This window comes from Halobacteriovorax sp. ZH5_bin.2, from assembly GCF_043196375.1.
Taxonomy (GTDB): domain Bacteria; phylum Bdellovibrionota; class Bacteriovoracia; order Bacteriovoracales; family Bacteriovoracaceae; genus Halobacteriovorax_A.
In genome coordinates this window covers 203,590-220,887 of record NZ_JBEBMJ010000003.1, presented here as the reverse complement: position 1 = coordinate 220,887, position 17,298 = coordinate 203,590, and the positions used below count along the sequence as shown (strand labels likewise).

Genomic DNA, 17,298 nt, shown 5'->3' with positions numbered 1-17,298 from the left:
CAACTCCTACTTTAACCTTACTCTTGGATCAACGATTGTATATAGAATATCCGTAATTACTGTGAAGATGATATAGGCCATTGCCGAAAGAATCGTCATTGCCTTAATAACTGGGAAGTCATTATCAAATACAGCTTTTACAGTTAATCCACCTAGCCCTGGAATTGAGAAGAAACTCTCAAGAAGTAGAGCACCTAAAATAAGGAAAGGGATTTGAATAACTACATATGTAATAATTGGGATTAATGAATTTTTTAAAACGTGCTTTAAAAGAACGACTCTTTCACTAAGACCTTTTGCACGAGCAGTACGAACATAGTCTTGGTAAATATCATCTAGAATAACTGTTCTAAAGTAACGAAGGTCTGGACCTAAGTTTAAGACGACCATAATAATAACAGGAAGAATGATGTAAGGAATAAAGTAAGGGAATCCGTGTTCATAACCTGAAATTTCAAACCAACCTAGCTCATATGCAAAAAACTTTTGGAAGAAAAGAATATATGCAAGAGAAGGAATACTCATTAAAGAAACACTTATAATAACTAACGTGCGGTCAATTGCTTTACCTCTAAAGAATGAAACAACAATTGCCAGTAAGATTGAAAGAATAGTCGATATTAAGAAAGCTGGAAGAGTTAAAGTAAGAGATGGTACTGCACCTTCTTTAATCATCTCAATAATACTCTGCTTAGTTGCCCATGAACGACCAAAGTCAAATGTGAAGGCAGACTTTACGATACCAATATATTGTTCAACAAGAGGACGATCTAAACCTAGCTCGTGTCTTACCTCTGCAATTTGTTTAGCACTCGCGTGCTTACCTAATAAAAGTTGGGCAGGATCATAACCAGAAAGGTTAAAGATCGCGAAAATAATTAAACATACCCCAAGAATAATAGGGATCGTATAAAGTAATCTTCTTAAAATATATGACCAAGTATTCACAAAAACAGCTCCTTAGCTCTTACTTAATTAAAGCGTTTCGCTTATTTAAAAAAGCAACCATTTCGATTGCTTCATTAAATAAGCGCCGGAGAAAACTCCAGCGCTATAATCAATTATAATTTTGATTGCATATTCTTTTTAGCTTCAAGATCAATATCTAGGTATTGAGCTTGACCAGCTTCAAAGTCAGTTGTGATGTAGTTCTTTAACCAGCTATGCTTGATTAGGTATGACTGACGGTGAACACCGTAAAGCCATGGTACTTCTTCAGCTGCCATCTTATTAAGCTGCTCATAAATTGCAGTTCTCTCTGGAGAATCTTGCATGATTGAAGCTTTTGCGAAAAGTTCATTGAATTTTGGATTGTCGTAACCTGATCCGTTAGCACCTGGTGAACGATTTGGTCCGTAAAGAAGCTGTAGGAAGTTTTCAGCATCTGGGTAATCCGCACCCCATGCGATTCCGTAAAGCATAACCTGACGAGCAGTGATTTTCTTTTGTAGCTCCGGCCATGAGTTTTGAACAACTTTAATATTTACACCGATTTCGGCCATTTGCTTCTTGAAAAGCTCACCAATCTGTCTTGAAGTTGAAGAACTTGGACAGTCATAAGTAATTTCAGGAAGACCTTTACCTTCAGGGTAACCAGCCTTAGCAAGAAGTGCTTTTGCTTTTTCTAGATCACGGTTACGGTAAGGATTTACATAATCAGGCATATTACCAGCGATACCCGGAGGAACAACCGATTGTGCCGGAAGAGCTGTATCATTATAGAATAACTTATTAAACTCTTTAACATTATAAGCAAGAGCAAGTGCTCTTCTTAAGTCAACATTGTGAAATAGTTTTAAATCGTGATTGAATGCTGTGTAAGTAACATCTAGAGATGGTGAAACTGAAAGCTCAATTCCTTTCTTAGCGAACTCATCTCCTAATCCCTTACCTGGAGTAACAGCTGATTCAAAGTTATCTTTTGGGATACCAATATAATCAACTCTTCCCTTTAGAAAGTTAAGCCATCTTGGTTGATCTTCTTTAATGATATTAATTTCAATTTTTTCGACAAAAGGAACTGGCTTACCAGCATACTTAAGCATGTGCTTAAATTCATCACTTGATTCTGTTGGGAAAAGCTTTTTTCTAAAGTTAGGGTTCTTCTCGTAAATGAATTTCTTCGCTGACTGACGGAACTCCTTTAACATGAATGGACCTGTACCAACTGGATGGTTAAGGAACTCTTTTCCATAGTGATCGACAACTTCTTTGGCCACAACAAAAGTAAAAGGCATTGCTAGAGAGTATAGGAATTGTGGGAACTGCTTCTTTAATTTAAACTGAAGAGTATACTTATCAAGAGTCTTTAGACCTTCAACTACTTCTGAATAATCAACAGTATCTTTCTTAGAGTTTTTCTCACGCCACTCATCAAGACCAACGATTTTGTCTTGAAGTAGCCACCACCCAAGACCCTGAAGCTTTGGATCAGCAAGTCTTTTGATTGAGTATACGAAATCTTCTGCAACTAGCTCACGTCCCTTACCATCTTTAAAAGCAGCATCATCTTGAAACAGAACACCTTGTTTAACTTTGAAAGTATAAGTTAATCCATCTTCAGATACTTCTGGAAGAGACTCTGCCAGATTTGGTACAAGTGTGTATGGTCTTTTTAAGTAGTGGTACTCTAATAGACCTTCGTAAACACGACCAACTTCATTTGAAGAATATCTGTCGTTTGTATAAATTGGATCCATTCCCTTCACTTCTGAAGTAACGGCCAGGTGTAGAACCTTTTCACTAAGATCTACTTTTTTTGTACATGAAACTGTTAATGCTAAAAGTCCCATGATTAAAAATGAAACAAGATTCCTTGATTTCATAAACCATCCTTTGTTCAAAAAATTATTGCATAGAATAATACTAGAGTATTTTATACAAGACATAAGATAAATTTACTAGAATTTTTAGGAACCAGTGCTGCACTGCTAGATGGATTCACAGCTATCGACGATTAAGTCTAAGGCCAAGATTCTCTGCTCTTTTTGTGGATTCTTCGAGTACCGAATTCCTTCGAGTCTGATAAATTTGTATTCGTTGGCCTCGAGCTGACTGAAGCTTGCGTGATACTCATACTTTCCAAGCATCTTTCTTTCGAAGTCTACATTGCCATTGCTGTAATGTGTAAGCTTCCCTTCAAGACAACCATTGTCACAATAATTGCTGTCGATATTTTTTAAGTCACTAAAGAACAGACGATTCTTAAGCAAGAAATCATCTAATATTTTTAAAGAAGTATAACGCCCTGCCTTCACCAGCTCAGTTGAAATTTTCTTATAAAGAGTTCCTTCGACTGGCCTAGTAGCGTCGAGTGGGAGAATAAGAGTTTCTTGACCTTTAAAAGGAACATCAATGGCCAAGCTAAAAGTCTTTTTATTTAAAATAGCATTGTAAGTAAAACGATCTTGATTTTTACCGAGTTTCAAACGGCCACGACCTTTAAACTCTTTACAAAGACCACTACTAAGAAGCTTATGGGCCACAACTTTATCAGTTGAGCCCTTAGCATTTATGTCTTTTTTAATTGGATTTGATGTACAGGATATTAATGAGATGCCGGCAAGCGCACAGAGTCCAGCTTTTCGATATAATTTAGAATTTCTTCGCGTTCTTTTACTTTCGTACAATTTTTAAGTGCCTCGACATAGTATTGACGAGCCTTTTCCGGCTTCTTCAATGAAGTATATATGAGCCCTAAGTGCTTTGCAATGACCACATCATCGCTAACAAGAGCAAAAGCTTTCTTAATTTCACGGTACGCTTTTTGATACTCACCAGTTTTATAGTAATACCAACCTAAAGAGTCACGGATGTAGCCATCTTGAGGATTAAGCTGAACAGCTCTTTTAATATAAGCATAGGCTTTATCCATATGAACACCTTGCTCTAAGTAAGTATAGCCAAGAAAGTTTAGTGCATGAGAGTTATTAGGGTCACGCTTTAGGATATCTAGCATGATCTTCTCAGCCTTTGTGAAAGCCTTATCCTTTTCATATAAAGAGGCTAAATAGTATGCGTGTCCATCAGTATAACTATTGTGCTCAATTTGAGATTCCATTAAAGCAATCGCTCTTCCAAGGTCTTTTCTATTTTCGTAGTAGCCCGCAAGGATTACCTCTAGTTCAAAGCGTAACTCTTTCGAAGCTTTTGAACGCTCTTTAACGAATTCAACAAAACGCTTTTCTTGAGAACGATCTTTCTGAGCATAAGTATTTAAAATATTGGCAATCTGAATATTAGATTCATGAAAGAGAGAGCTATCTTCTTTAATACGTGAGAAGTAAGTTACAGCTAAGTCACCCTCATTAGACTTCTGATACAGACTCGCTAGGTAGTACAGAACTTTATCAGAATCCGGTATTACAGAAAGAATCTCTTTAAAGATACCTTTCGCATCTTCGATTCTATCCGTTTCAGTATAAATAACTCCAAGTCTCACTTTTAAATTTAGGTTCTCAGGATCAAGCGCTAGTAGCTTTTCTAAGTATGGGACAACTTTCTCATACTCTCCATCTGAGAATAATAAATTAACGTACTTTCCAAGAGCTGTATAATTACTCGGATCATACTTTAAGAACTTATGATAAAGAAGTTTCGCAGAGTTGAAGCTTCCTTCTTGTTCATAGATCATACCTAAAAGGATAGTGCTTTGTTGATTTGTTGGATCAAGCTTTAAAGAAGTATTAAAATACTTTTTTGCATTTTTGTAATCAGACTTTTCAAAGTAAATCTTACCCTTATGAAAAGCATAATCACTGCGATTATCACGGTCTTTTTTCGAACAGTAACTTAATGTACCAACAGCTTTGTTAAACTTTTTTACATCAACATATGCCTTCGATAAGTAAATACAAGCTTCACTTAGAATTGGCTTTGTTTTATAGACTAGTTGACGGTATAGCTTAATTGATTTCTTTGAGTTACCAAGGGCCCCGTAAACCCCAGCAAGTAGTAACTTAGCCTTAATCTTAATTTCTTTATCTGCATGTTTAATTAGGTACTCAAGCTCTTTTTTTCCATCTTCTAATTGGCTCGACTTGATTAACTCAACAGCATATTTCTTTCTTAGGTAAATATCCTTGGGCCTTAGTTCAACAACATGCTTCAAGATTAAGGAAGCTGAAACAGAGTCACCACTTAATGAAGCATCTGCTGCTTTTAAAAATAAGTCACTTGCAACAAAGTTTACCGTTGCCTCACCCTTTGTTTTTGCTTCTTCTACAATTTCACTTAAAGACTGATCAACAAACTCTTGTGCACGCTTTGCTTTCTCAAGGTCAGAAATCGTACTTGAGAGCTGTGAATCTTCATTAATCTTAGAGTCAGAATCATCTTTAACACTACTAGTCGTAGCACAACCAACAAGTGTTACTAAAGCTACGATGCAGAGTGAATTTCTAATAAAAATTTTAAACATTTAATATCCTTGGCCTTACTGCCTCAATCACTCATCGTCCTAAACAGATATTTCTTAAAGAAAATTAATCCTTAATTTTGTAGGGGCAACTTAGGTAAGTACTCAAGAATCAACAACTTACATTAGTTCGACCTAATGCATGGTAAACACCTGAAATCATGGCAAATAAATGGATTCTCTTTGAATTTAGATAAAATTAAGAAGCCTATCCCTTGACAGTTACTGTCATAGACTGTTACTTCTCTGATGCAAATTTCAAAACGCTAAGCAATAGACACAGTGGGAAATCAATAAAATATATGAACACCAACCTGTCTTTTGTTATAAGTTGAACTTGTAAGTATTTAATTTTACTTATTTTGTATTAACGGTGAAATTTATACAAAAAGCTTAACTATTAGAAGGCGTCGTGTTAATTATTAACTCGTTTTAGCTCAAGAGAATTCTAAAATTAAACTTGAGATATATTCGTAAACCAATAGGGGTAGTAGAATGAATGATGTAAGAATTATTAAAAGGTACCAAAACAGAAAACTTTATGACACACACCAAAGTTGCTATGTAACACTTGAAGAGATCGCTCAAATCATCAGAGAAGGTCACGAGATTCAAGTAATCGATAACAAGACTAAAAACGACATCACTTACATGACTCAAATCCAACTTCTTTTTGATCAAGAGAAAAAGTCAACTAAGCCAGGTGACGTTGAACTTCTTAAGAGAGTTATCCGTGGTGAAGAAGGTACATTCACTGGATATATTAGAGGTCTAGAAGGTATTGAAGCTCCTGTAGTTGAAGAAGCTCCAGCTCAAACTTTCAACGCTTTCAACAGTGCAGCAAACCTAAACTCTTCTGTTGAAACTACGACTACTTTAAACTAATATAAGGCAGTTATTACTGCATATATATTTAGTTTAGAGGGTGAAATGATTTCTAAAATTTCAAAATCTATATTAAGGCCTGCAGTTATTCTAGCAGGCCTTTTTATTTTTGGTGTTCAAACACAAGCACAAACAGTTAAACAACTGACTTCTTCAAAATCAGCGAAGAAAAACTCTGAGGCAGCTGCCGCTGCAGCACTACTTAGTGGACAAGAACTCCATATTCACTCTATTGGGATCGGTATTGGACAAACTCTACTAATGAGCGATCTTCAAGATAATGGTGAAGATAAGATTACAGCTGAATTATTCTATAATTATAAGGCTTCTTACTCGTTTGACTTCTACGCTAACCTTCACTATTCAAAACATGAATTTGAAAATTCTTATTCAAAGATAGCAGGTCTTCTTTTTGGGGCCAAAGGAAAGCTATTTCACTACGATGCATTCCAGCCTTTCTTTGCAGTTGGACTTGGGTTCTTTAGACCTCAAATCAAAACTGAAACGTATAAGTCGGATGCTAAGACAGTATTTGGTTATCAACTTGGTGCTGGTGCGGACTTTGATTTAAATAGAAAAATCTCTGTTGGTGCTATGGCCTCATTCAATGATCCGTTTGACGTAGATCAAGAGAATCGCTCAGATGTTGAGGGATACTACTTTAAAGTTCTACTAACGGTATTCTACAAATTCTAATGAAGTTTAAAGACTTATATATCGTCACGGGAAAGGGAGGCGTTGGAAAAAGCCTCACTTCCTTGGCGCTGACTAAGTCGATTTCTGAACTTAATCATAATAAGAATGTATATTATTTCTCATTTGAACAAAATGAGGATATTGCACTGATTAAATCTCTTAATATCAATACAGTTGAACTAACTCACTTAAGCTCAGTCCAAGAATATATTGCTCGAAAGCTCAATTCTAAAACAATTGCAAAGTGGATTGTTTCAACTTCTTTCTTTAAGGCCCTCTTTGATATGGTGCCAAGCTTTGGCCAACTCATTTTCCTAGGGCACATTATTGACCTTGCAAAGGATGAAGAGAATATTGTGATAGTTGATGCACCAGCATCTGGTCACCTACTTTCAACGATTCACTCACCTAAGGTCTTTAAAGATATTTTTAAAATTGGACCAATTGCAAACGATATCGATAAGATGCATAACTTCTTAACGAATAAAGAACACACTCAATGTGTTGTTGTTAGTATTCCAACGGAGCTTGCTGTTGAAGAGGGAGTTGAATTAAGAGCTGAACTCACTGACGAATACAATATTTCGACAATTGAAGTTCTCAATTGTGACTTAACTTTGAATAAGTTCCCTGAAGATGATACTCCAGACTTTATTAAGGTAAAGATTGAGAATCAAAAACAATTACAGAAGAAGTTTCAGGTAAAATATGATCTACACTTTCCGCTAATTATTGCTCAAAACCAAGAGCAACAAGTAGAGGCGTTGAGTGATCTAATTATTGAAAAAATGGATATTTTCAAATCCGAATAAAAATAGGCTTACTAGTGAAGGACTTTAAAAAAATTGAAATTTTTTGTGGAACAGGAGGTGTTGGAAAAACAACAATCTCAGCATCCCGTGCCTTCTCATTAGCAGCTGATAATAAGAAAGTTCTCTTAATTACAATTGATCCGGCCAAGCGCCTAAGACAACTGTTGAACTTAAAAGACCAGTCAGAAATAGTTGAATTTAAGAATGATGAGATTTCTTTTGATGTTCTTCTATTAGATTGTAAGTCATCTTTTGAAAAGATTCTCGGCTCTAAAGTTGATAATAAGATTTTAGAAAACCTAACAAGTTCAAGAGGTGGTCTCAACGAAATCCTTGCAGTTCTTGAAATACAAACGCAAATTAATCGAAGTATTTATGATGCAATAGTTGTAGACACAGCACCAGGAAAGAACTTTCTAGATTTTCTAAATTCATCAAAGAAGATCAATCGCTTTTTCAATAAAACTTTTGCAGAAGCTTTTAACTATATAACAAATCAGAATAAGCCGGGGCGTTTTTTCAATCGCATCATTTCAACTGGAATTGAAAAATTTCTAAGTTACCTCGAAAGTGTCACAGGACAGGGCTTTATTAATGACTTTCTTGAAGCCATTTCAATCCTCTATGGAAATCGTGAGAAGTTTATCGATGGTTTAAGTGTAGAAAAGACATTAAATGATCCAGCTCACTCAAGATGGTATCTAGTGACATCAGCCGAACATATGAAAGAAGTTGAAACAAAGCAAATCTTTGACTCAATTCAGGCCCAAATGGACACCGAACGTTACCTCATTATCAATAAATCATGGTATAACAACCTCGCTTCATGGCAGCCAAAAACTGCAGAGATGAAAGAGTTTAAAAAAACAATAATTAAACAAGAAGAAATAAAAACTTCCATTTCGAAAAAGTCTAATATCGAAACTCTAACGTTTCCAGATCTTGTGACTTTTGATCCTATAGAGCAATTAAGGGCCCTACAGAAAAATTGGAAGCAAACGGAGAAAGAAGAATGATGAAAGGTGCTAAGGCAAACGTTGTTGAAGCAATTGGTAATACGCCAATCGTAAAATTAAATAGTATCGGAAAAGATACAAATTGCGAGTTCTACGTAAAATTAGAATATATGAACCCAGGTGGATCAACGAAAGATCGTATTGGTGCTTATATGCTTGATCGTGCTGTTGAAGAAGGTGTTCTTAAGCCAGGTGGAACAATTATTGAGGGTACTTCTGGAAACACAGGTGTTGGTCTTGCGATGTGGGCAGCTGTTCACGGTTATAAATGTATTTTCGTACTAGCTGACAAACAATCAAAAGAAAAAATTGATAACCTTAGAGCATTCGGTGCAAAAGTTGTTGTATGTCCAACCAACGTTGAGCCGGAAGACCCACGCTCTTACTACTCTGTTTCTAAAAAACTTTCAGAAACAATTCCAAATTCATTTTATGTAAATCAATACGATAACCTACATAATAGAAATACTCACTACACTTGGACAGCTCCAGAAATGTATGAGCAGACTCAAGGTGACTTCGATGTGTTTATGGCCGCTGTAGGAACAGGTGGAACAATCAGTGGATGTGGCCGTTATTTCAAAGAAAAAATGGATAAAGTAGAAATCGTTGGTGTTGACTGTGTTGGTTCAATCATCGCGGGTTACCACAAAACAGGAGAAATGGGTCAAGCTCACTCATATGTACTAGAAGGTGTTGGTGAAGACTTTATTCCTGAAAACTACGATTTTGACCTTATTGACGACTTTGAAGTTGTTAATGATAAAGAATCATTTCTTATGACAAGAAAACTTCTTAAAGAAGAAGGTATTTATGCTGGAGGTTCTGCTGGTGCCGTTATTGAAGGTGCACTTAAGTACGCAGCTAAGCAAACTGAGCCAAAGAAGATCCTAATTCTTCTACATGATTCAGGAAACCGTTACGCTTCAAAAATCTATAATGATGATTGGATGAGCGATGGTGGCTACCTTGATTCATCATTTAATGTTCAAATTTCTGAGGTATTAAATACTCTAGGTAAGGACGGAAATATTATTACTGTTCAAGACACGACGACAATCGGTGAGGCCATTACATTAATGGAAGAGAAGAATATCTCTCAAGTACCTGTCCTAAACAAGGATGGTGATGTACTTGGTCTATGTACTGAAAGAAGTCTTATTAAGCCTGTTATTATGGGTGAATTCCAAAAAGATGATAATATTTCACTAGCGATCACAAACAAATACCGTGTTGTTGATTGTAATGAACTACTTGAGACTGTAGCTGATGCTCTTCTTAAGAAGGAAGTTGCAGTAATCACTAAAGGTGGAAAAGTTTCAGATCTACTTTCTGAAATTGACGTTCTTCAATACATGTCTGAAAAAGGCTCAAACTAATGAAGAAGCGCACACTGAAATCGGCAGGTAAGTCATCAGTGTGCGTACATGCTGGTGGTCATCCAGATAAAGAGACAGGGGCAGTAATACCTCCAATTTATCAGACGACCACCTTTGCTCAAACAGGCCCGGGAGTCCATCAAGGCTATGAATACTCTCGTTGCCACAACCCTACTCGTACAAGACTTGAAGAATCACTTGCTGCTCTTGAAAATGCTAAGTATGCACTAGCAACCTCAAGTGGTGTCTCAATTGAAATGCTTATTATGCATGCACTACCAGTAGGTTCAACAATCCTATGTGGTGATGATGTTTACGGGGGAACGTACCGACTTTTTACAACAGTTTTTAATAAAATTCATAATTACATTTTTGTCGACACGACAGATGTTAAGAAAGTTGAAGAAGCCTTAAAAGAGTATAAACCTAAACTTGTTTGGGTTGAAACTCCAACAAATCCACTCTTAAAAATTTCAGATATCGAAAAGATATCAAAGCTAGCAAAAAAGCATAAGGCCATGACTGTTGTTGATAATACATTCATGAGCCCTTACTTCCAAAACCCACTCAATTTAGGTGCCGATATTGTCATGCACTCAATGACAAAATATATCAATGGCCACTCTGATGTTGTTGGTGGCGCCTGTATGTTAAATAACAAAAAACTCTATGAGGAATTATGGACATTACAGAAGTCACTTGGGCCAACTCAATCACCATTTGATTCTTGGCTTGTTCTAAGAGGAATTAAAACTCTTGCGATACGAATGGAGGCCCATGCAAAGAATGCTATGAAAGTGGCAAAGTACTTGGAGTCCCATCCAAAAGTAGAGAAAGTCTCATACCCAGGCCTTAAGTCTCATCCACAGCACAAGCTTGCAAAAAAACAAATGTCAGGCTTTGGCGGGATGATTACCTTTTTCTTGAAAGGTGATATTAAAAAATCAAAAAAGTTTTTACAAAAAGTAGAAATTTTCTCACTTGCTGAAAGTCTTGGCGGAGTTGAAAGTTTAATCGAGCATCCTGCCATTATGACTCATGCTTCTGTACCAAAGAATGTTCGTGAAAGTATCGGACTGACAGATAACCTTATTCGATTATCTGTCGGTATTGAAGATGCCGATGATTTAATCGACGATCTTGAGTCGGCATTTAAATCAATCTAGAAACTACCTGGTCCAGCATTTTCATCGATTTGAAAATCCCCAGAAGATTCTGTAGTCGATTCTACTTGGCCATTTTCTTCTTTTGCTTCAGCTTTCTCATTAGCCGCTTTAAACTCGGCCCTCTTTCTTTTGAGGTCTTCCGGAATTCTTGCAATAGGCTTTTTAATCATTAAGTAATCGTAATTACCATTACGACTAAATACTGTATTAGCATTTAAATACTCTTCAACTAAAAGTTTTGCACAAAACACACGGCCATGGTCATCATTGAGACTATTCTTTGCACCAGAAGCAAAGATTAGGCCATCATCCTCAATAATTTTTTTAATTGTTTTATACTCATCACAAAACTCATTTGAAGTCGCATGACACTCACCTTGTTTGCGATAAACATCAACAGAGTTAGAAGTCGATTTCACGTGGATTGGATCACGACAAATATCGATCAGCCAATTGCGATTCATATACTTGTACTGATTATGGGCTATCTCTATTTCACACTCTTTCTTGCTAATAGTAATTGTCTTATTCAAAAGACCAAATGGCGCAGATTTATGTTTTACAGAAACATCAAATGTAGATTGAAAACACTCTGTTCCAGTAAAGGCCATGGCCCCAGTTGTGACAAGAATAATGATACTAGATTTTAGAAATTGCATTTTTATCTACCTCTACCATTAAGATGGTTTGATCGTTTGGTAAGAATTCATCTTCATTATATCCCTTTTTACTCTGAAATGTTAATTCACTAATTAACTCGACCGGAGACGACCAGTTCTTCTTAATAAAGGAAATATATTCTTCGCCATTTATGATATGGTCATTATTTTTGAAGTATCCAGGAGACAGTAAGAGAACTCCTTTTCCTTTTTCCAATTGAATATTTTCTTTCTTAATTTCATATGAGTCAGGGAAGCTAAATTCATTAGACTTAATAAGAATATCATTATGAGATAGAATTTCATGGCCACCAATATTAACACTCTCAAGTGTCAGGTCCGCCAGAGTTAATTTAGCGACAAGAATAGAAGCCTCTCCAAATTCAGAAAAATCTTCTTGTCGACTTTCTAGATGATTGAGAATTTTATCCATAGAAAGAGTACCTTCAGCTTTCCACCCTTCAATCATTGTTAAGAAATTTCCAATTAACATATAAGAAGAAGCATGTAGAGAGATAATCCACACATCTCCACCTACTTTAAAAAAGTCAAAGAACTCACCTCCGTTAGAAGTTCCAGCACAAAAACGAGATGTTATTCCAACACCACGAATCTTTTCACTTCTAAATGGTGCCATATTCTTATGCATCTCTTTGATGCTTTCAACTTGTCCAACAAGCCCTTCCATAACACTATTCATTTTATAAAGAAGTTTTTTTTGTAGCTCCATGGCCTTTAGGCCTTCAACAGCATTCTTCATATTGAGCAGGTTCTCTTCTACTGTTTTATCAGCAAAGAATACTCCTAAGCACATTTCATTTTCTAGGATAGATTTGTCGATCTGATCTCCATCATTGAATACAATAATGAAATACTCATCGTTTGATACATCAGTCTGTGATTTAGTAAAGGCAACTTGACTTGCGGCCGATTCGTTATTTTCTTCTGAAGTTTCTTTATTAAGATCTGAAAGCTCTAGCAATTCTAGTAGATTATTGAGCTTATCGACGGCAATTTTATCGAGATTCGTCTCGACGATTCTAATACGCATAACTCTTCCTAAGTATTTAAAATTAAATAGCGATGACACGAAATTTTGGCATCTTGAAAATCCATTTTAGCATATTAAGCGACCAATATCATATAAATGAGCCGATTAAATTAAAGATTCCTTAAGAATGACCCGAAGAATTATTAGAATATGGGTATAACCCGACTGTAACACTAGGTCTTATAAATGAAGAAGAGTAAAATCGTAAATTTGGGAGAGAGACGCAAGAAAGCTAGTACGCGCAAAAGTACGTCTGCAAAGAAGACTCACTCCAAAACAATCTCTGGAAAAACCGTAGTTAATGCTAAGGGTGCGACTGATGATCCAACGCAGAGGTTAGAAGCTGAAAATAAAGCACTAAAGCTTGAGCAGAAAAAGATTTGCGAAATGGCCGCCAGAACAATTCTTCATGCGCTAGATTGTAAAGACCATTATACGTACGGACACAGTACACGAGTTGCCTATTTTAGTTTAACTCTTGGGAAAGAAATCGGACTAAACGAAGATGAATTATATGATCTAGAGCTTTCGGCCCTATTCCATGATATTGGAAAAATTGGTGTACCAGACGAAGTATTAAATAAACCATCAAGGCTTACAGAGGATGAATTTCTTCAAATGAAGAGTCATCCTGAAAAATCATTTGAAATCCTTCAGGGGTTTACTCATTTTGAAAAAGTAGCAACATTTGCAAAATATCATCACGAAAGATGGGATGGCCGTGGATACCCAGAGGGACTTAAAGGCGAAGATATTCCATTATTTTCTCGAATTATTCTAATTGCCGATACTTTCGATGCTATGACATCAACTCGAGTTTATCGTAAGGGACTAGATTATGAAGTTGCTTATGCTGAACTAGAAGAGTTCTCTGGATCACAATTTGACCCAGAGTTAGCAAAAGCATTTGTAAGAGCGATGAAAAAAGAAGAAGCCAAACAAGAAAAGACGTTCACGCTTACAATCATCGACGGCCTCTTTAAGAAAGACGCCGCTTAATTACAGTTTGGTGTTTCTGCAACAGTATTAATATAGTACTCCTGTAAAGTTCTACAGTCGTATTCTGATGCTAAAATCTTAGAAGTTGCACATTCGTTAGGTTTACCTTCTTGTTGTGCCCACTTCATATTATCTTCACATTTAACATAGGCATCGCGATCGACACAGGCCCAGTGCTTCCCTTTACAGTTATAAACTAGACCACGTCCAAACTCTGTGTAGTTCGGAGGTGCTACGTAATCTAATTTCTTAATAACTTCTTCTTTTTCTTCCTCTAATTTATCAACAATCTTATCTAGTTGATTATCGAGAGTATCCGCCTTTTCTTCATCTTCAACATCTTGCTCACCAAAGCTGATATTAGAATCAACTGGAGTTGTTGGGATAATGACTGGCTCCGGAGTAGGCTCAGTATTCTTTTCGCCAAGATTCAAACTAGAATCAGGCTTTGTTTCTTCAACCTGAGGCTCACTAGGCACCACTGCAGGTTCTTCGACTTGCTCTTCAGGTTGTTGTTCAGGTTGAACTTCTTTAGTTGGTTCTGGCTTAACTTCAACTTTTTGTTGTGCTGGTTGCTCATCTTGAGGCTCAGCTTGTTCCACGGCCTTTGCAGACTCTTTTGTTTCTGTTACCTTCTTTGGCTTCTTCTTACGTGGCTTTTTCTGTCTTTTGACAGGAGGGACTTCAGGTACCTCATTATCACTTCCATCGTTTAAGACAAATTGATCGATTGCTAAAAGAACAACTGCAACGATAAGAACGATTTTAATTAGCTTACTTTTATCGTTAGTCTTTTTATCGTCATCTTCGTCTTCATCATCGTCATAATCGTCGCTATCTTCGTCATCTTCATCTTCATCTTCATCTTCATCGTCTATTTCTTTAGACGATTTTTTCTTCAAAAGCTTAGCAAGAAAAGGAAGTTGTTTTTCAAGAAATGACTTTTCCTCGTCATCCTCCTCATCTTCATCATCCTCTTCATCATCGATATCAGATTCTAGATCATCATCTTCTACTTCTTCATCAGATGATTTTTTCTTAAATAGCTTTGCTACAGATGGGAAGTATTTTTCAACGAAAGACTCATCTTCACTGTCTTCATCATCTTCATCATCTTCGTCGTCGTACTCTTCATCTTCCTCTTCGTCATCTTCATCCAAGACTTCATCTTGAGATTGTGGAGGAATAAAATCAGCTCCACCAGCTGCATCAAAGTCATCTTCAAGTTCAGTATTTTCTAATTCTTGGGCACTAGGAATTTTAACATCTGTTGATGTTGCATCATCAAAATCAGAATCATCCTCATCAGATTCAAATTCATCTTCTTCAAATTCTTCGAGTAGCTCTTCGTCTTCTTCAGACTTCTTTAGCTTCCCTTTCATCTTGTCAAAAAAACCTTTCTTGGCCACAAGTACTCCTAATCTAAACCAAAGAACTCTTCCATTTTACTGTATAATTGAGAATCCTCGAAGGAATATTATCTATTTAGCATTCTTATCCAACTACTTAACTCGGTTATAGTAGCAAATATTTTTAACGAAAGGTGGTGATAGAATGACAGAATCTTTATTAAGATACTGTTTATCACCAAAATGAAGTGTTCCCTCTCCCAGAGTTTTTGTTACATTGAAAATAACTTCACCCATGGTGCGACGATAATTTAACTCAACAAGTGGGCAAAGTTTTAGCTCTCCACTCTCATCTTCATAGATCATATTATCGAATTGAATTTTTTGTATTGAATTATTTGGTAAGTTCTCTTTGATCAGATTGATAGTCGAGTTGAGGTCGAATTCTAATTCAAGCTCTTCTAGATCGATCAAACGTCCACCCTTAAATTGTCCATTTGGGCCTGTTAGATTTTCAACGACAAAGAAGTCATCAGTTTTAAGATTGTATGTAACCCCAAATGTTTTGGTAACCTTAACATATTTAGAAAGAACGCCTGGAAAGCTCACGCGTTCTAAATCCGCGAGCTTATTAATAACCTTATTACCAATACCCGAAAAAGTTTGATCAGGGCGATAGAAATGTACACCATGGATTTCAATACTTTCACCTTTATTTATAATCAGGTCATCTAAAGGCCTATGCCAGCTGGCCAGCCAACATTTAGAATTTAGAAGCTGGGCATTTTTGAAATCTGTAAGATCACCCCACCAATTTAGATAATTATTGAAGTCAGTTTTTACGGTCCCTGTTATAAAGCCAAAATGAGTTAAGCTATCTAAATACTCTTGTGGATAACTTAATTTTGTACAGAGAGTGTTTTCACTAGAGTCATTAACTAAGAAGAAGATATACTCAAGCTCTGTTAAGTACTTATCAATTTTAATTTTTGGATTGTTAGCAGCAAGTGCAGCATCAAAGTCGAGATTAACACGATACTTCACTTCCACTCCTTACGATTCGTGACGATAAACTCATCTTTAAAGTTCTCAATACGAGATATAAAGTCATCATCCATCCCCGTTCTCACTCGCCCCTCACGATCAAAGATCATTCCCTTTGCACGTGCAGGAGATAGTAGATCAGGTAGCGACTGTACATAGAATTCCCATAGATCACTTTGATTTCGCCACTTATTTAACCAATGTACGCCAAAGCCTACATGTGAGATCTCATCTTCATAAACAACATTTAAAATTGCTGCTGACTTTTTGTCATCAACACCTTGAAAAATGTCGCGATAAAACTTTGCAAAATCTAAGTTGGCAGCCTCAAAAGTTAAGGCCATCACAGCAAAGTACTCTTCAAAGCATGTGATTTTTTGCATCTGTCGCCAAAAGAAATCGTTAACAGGTAGATCTCCAAAATCAATGCCAAAGTCATTCATTCTTTTACGGTAAAGATTAAAATGTTTGATCTCATCATCAATAGTCTGTAACAGACCAGAGGCAATCCTCTTGTATTGGGACTTATCTTCTATTGGGATATACATCAAAGCGGTTGCCATCATTTCAATGGCCAAAAGCTCATGATTTGCGAAGAAGTGTAAGGCCATCGCCTTCTTTTCATCTAAATGAAAACTACCTCTTTTTGGAAATTTTAGTTGTTCACAAGAGAAAATAATCTTCCCCTCTCTTGCGGGACGAAGATCTTTTATGCCATCTTGTGTTTTATGATAATTGAGATCTGTAACAACATCAGATGTTGTTAGCTTGTCTTCAAGAAATGGAGATTCTAGCAATAGCCTTGCGTACTCGAAAGTATTCATTA

16 protein-coding genes are annotated in these 17,298 nt (G+C 36.4%); 7 read left to right on the top strand and 9 right to left on the bottom strand.

Annotation, left to right across the window (positions count from 1 at the left end; genetic code table 11):
* Positions 1-6: 6 nt before the first annotated feature.
* The 4 genes from ABMA76_RS09525 to ABMA76_RS09510 all read right to left on the bottom strand — a co-directional run bounded on the left by ABMA76_RS09525 (position 7) and on the right by ABMA76_RS09510 (position 5,419).
* A complete protein-coding gene (locus ABMA76_RS09525; RefSeq protein WP_392910012.1) occupies positions 7-948 on the bottom strand; it encodes an ABC transporter permease in 942 nt (313 codons plus the stop codon).
* A gap of 113 nt (positions 949-1,061) precedes the next feature.
* Positions 1,062-2,825, bottom strand: a complete 1,764-nt coding sequence (locus ABMA76_RS09520) for an ABC transporter substrate-binding protein (protein WP_392910010.1) — start codon at positions 2,823-2,825, stop codon at positions 1,062-1,064.
* A 105-nt stretch (positions 2,826-2,930) separates the two neighbouring features.
* Positions 2,931-3,485, bottom strand: a complete 555-nt coding sequence (locus ABMA76_RS09515; protein WP_392910008.1) for a hypothetical protein — start codon at positions 3,483-3,485, stop codon at positions 2,931-2,933.
* A gap of 62 nt (positions 3,486-3,547) precedes the next feature.
* Entirely contained in the window at positions 3,548-5,419 is a 1,872-nt protein-coding gene (locus ABMA76_RS09510; protein WP_392910006.1) for a tetratricopeptide repeat protein, read from the bottom strand.
* 492 nt (positions 5,420-5,911) lie between these two features.
* On the opposite strand from ABMA76_RS09510, the gene ABMA76_RS09505 reads away from it, so the two are divergent.
* The 6 genes from ABMA76_RS09505 to ABMA76_RS09480 are packed head-to-tail and all read left to right on the top strand — an operon-like array spanning position 5,912 to position 11,370.
* Positions 5,912-6,301: a polyhydroxyalkanoate synthesis regulator DNA-binding domain-containing protein gene (locus tag ABMA76_RS09505; protein ID WP_021265786.1), complete on the top strand. Its 390-nt coding sequence runs from the start codon at positions 5,912-5,914 to the stop codon at positions 6,299-6,301.
* Between the two features lie 45 nt (positions 6,302-6,346).
* Positions 6,347-6,997, top strand: coding sequence for an outer membrane protein (locus tag ABMA76_RS09500; RefSeq protein WP_392910003.1), 651 nt, complete (start codon positions 6,347-6,349; stop codon positions 6,995-6,997).
* Positions 6,997-7,809, top strand: coding sequence for an ArsA-related P-loop ATPase (locus tag ABMA76_RS09495; protein WP_392910001.1), 813 nt, complete (start codon positions 6,997-6,999; stop codon positions 7,807-7,809). Before ABMA76_RS09500 ends, ABMA76_RS09495 begins: the two co-directional genes overlap by 1 nt.
* Positions 7,810-7,823: 14 nt before the next feature.
* Positions 7,824-8,825 (top strand): ArsA family ATPase, encoded by a 1,002-nt coding sequence (locus tag ABMA76_RS09490; RefSeq protein ID WP_392909999.1) that lies wholly within the window; start codon positions 7,824-7,826, stop codon positions 8,823-8,825.
* On the top strand, positions 8,822-10,204 hold the full coding sequence (locus ABMA76_RS09485) for a pyridoxal-phosphate dependent enzyme (RefSeq protein WP_392909997.1): 1,383 nt from the start codon (positions 8,822-8,824) through the stop codon (positions 10,202-10,204). The genes ABMA76_RS09490 and ABMA76_RS09485 overlap by 4 nt, the downstream gene beginning before the upstream one ends.
* The gene (locus ABMA76_RS09480) at positions 10,204-11,370 is read left to right on the top strand and encodes a trans-sulfuration enzyme family protein (RefSeq protein WP_393061461.1); all 1,167 of its coding nucleotides are present in this window, start codon (positions 10,204-10,206) and stop codon (positions 11,368-11,370) included. Before ABMA76_RS09485 ends, ABMA76_RS09480 begins: the two co-directional genes overlap by 1 nt.
* Here the strand turns inward: ABMA76_RS09480 and ABMA76_RS09475 are convergent.
* Together ABMA76_RS09475 and ABMA76_RS09470 are read right to left on the bottom strand one after the other, a co-directional pair.
* The gene (locus tag ABMA76_RS09475; protein ID WP_393061459.1) at positions 11,367-12,029 is read right to left on the bottom strand and encodes a hypothetical protein; all 663 of its coding nucleotides are present in this window, start codon (positions 12,027-12,029) and stop codon (positions 11,367-11,369) included. The genes ABMA76_RS09480 and ABMA76_RS09475 overlap by 4 nt on opposite strands.
* A complete protein-coding gene (locus ABMA76_RS09470; protein ID WP_393061457.1) occupies positions 12,010-13,080 on the bottom strand; it encodes a hypothetical protein in 1,071 nt (356 codons plus the stop codon). Before ABMA76_RS09470 ends, ABMA76_RS09475 begins: the two co-directional genes overlap by 20 nt.
* Positions 13,081-13,266: 186 nt before the next feature.
* On the opposite strand from ABMA76_RS09470, the gene ABMA76_RS09465 reads away from it, so the two are divergent.
* Positions 13,267-14,079 carry an HD-GYP domain-containing protein gene (locus ABMA76_RS09465; RefSeq protein WP_392909990.1) on the top strand — a complete coding sequence of 271 codons (813 nt, stop codon included), beginning with the start codon at positions 13,267-13,269 and terminating at the stop codon, positions 14,077-14,079.
* On the opposite strand, the gene ABMA76_RS09460 is transcribed toward ABMA76_RS09465, so the two are convergent.
* The 3 genes from ABMA76_RS09460 to ABMA76_RS09450 all read right to left on the bottom strand — a co-directional run bounded on the left by ABMA76_RS09460 (position 14,076) and on the right by ABMA76_RS09450 (position 17,296).
* On the bottom strand, positions 14,076-15,488 hold the full coding sequence (locus tag ABMA76_RS09460) for a hypothetical protein (RefSeq protein WP_393061455.1): 1,413 nt from the start codon (positions 15,486-15,488) through the stop codon (positions 14,076-14,078). The two genes, ABMA76_RS09465 and ABMA76_RS09460, sit on opposite strands and share 4 nt — an antisense overlap.
* A 93-nt stretch (positions 15,489-15,581) precedes the next feature.
* Positions 15,582-16,472 carry a hypothetical protein gene (locus ABMA76_RS09455; protein WP_392909986.1) on the bottom strand — a complete coding sequence of 297 codons (891 nt, stop codon included), beginning with the start codon at positions 16,470-16,472 and terminating at the stop codon, positions 15,582-15,584.
* Positions 16,469-17,296 (bottom strand): DUF455 family protein, encoded by an 828-nt coding sequence (locus tag ABMA76_RS09450; protein WP_392909984.1) that lies wholly within the window; start codon positions 17,294-17,296, stop codon positions 16,469-16,471. Before ABMA76_RS09450 ends, ABMA76_RS09455 begins: the two co-directional genes overlap by 4 nt.
* Between the last annotated feature and the right edge of the window lie 2 nt (positions 17,297-17,298).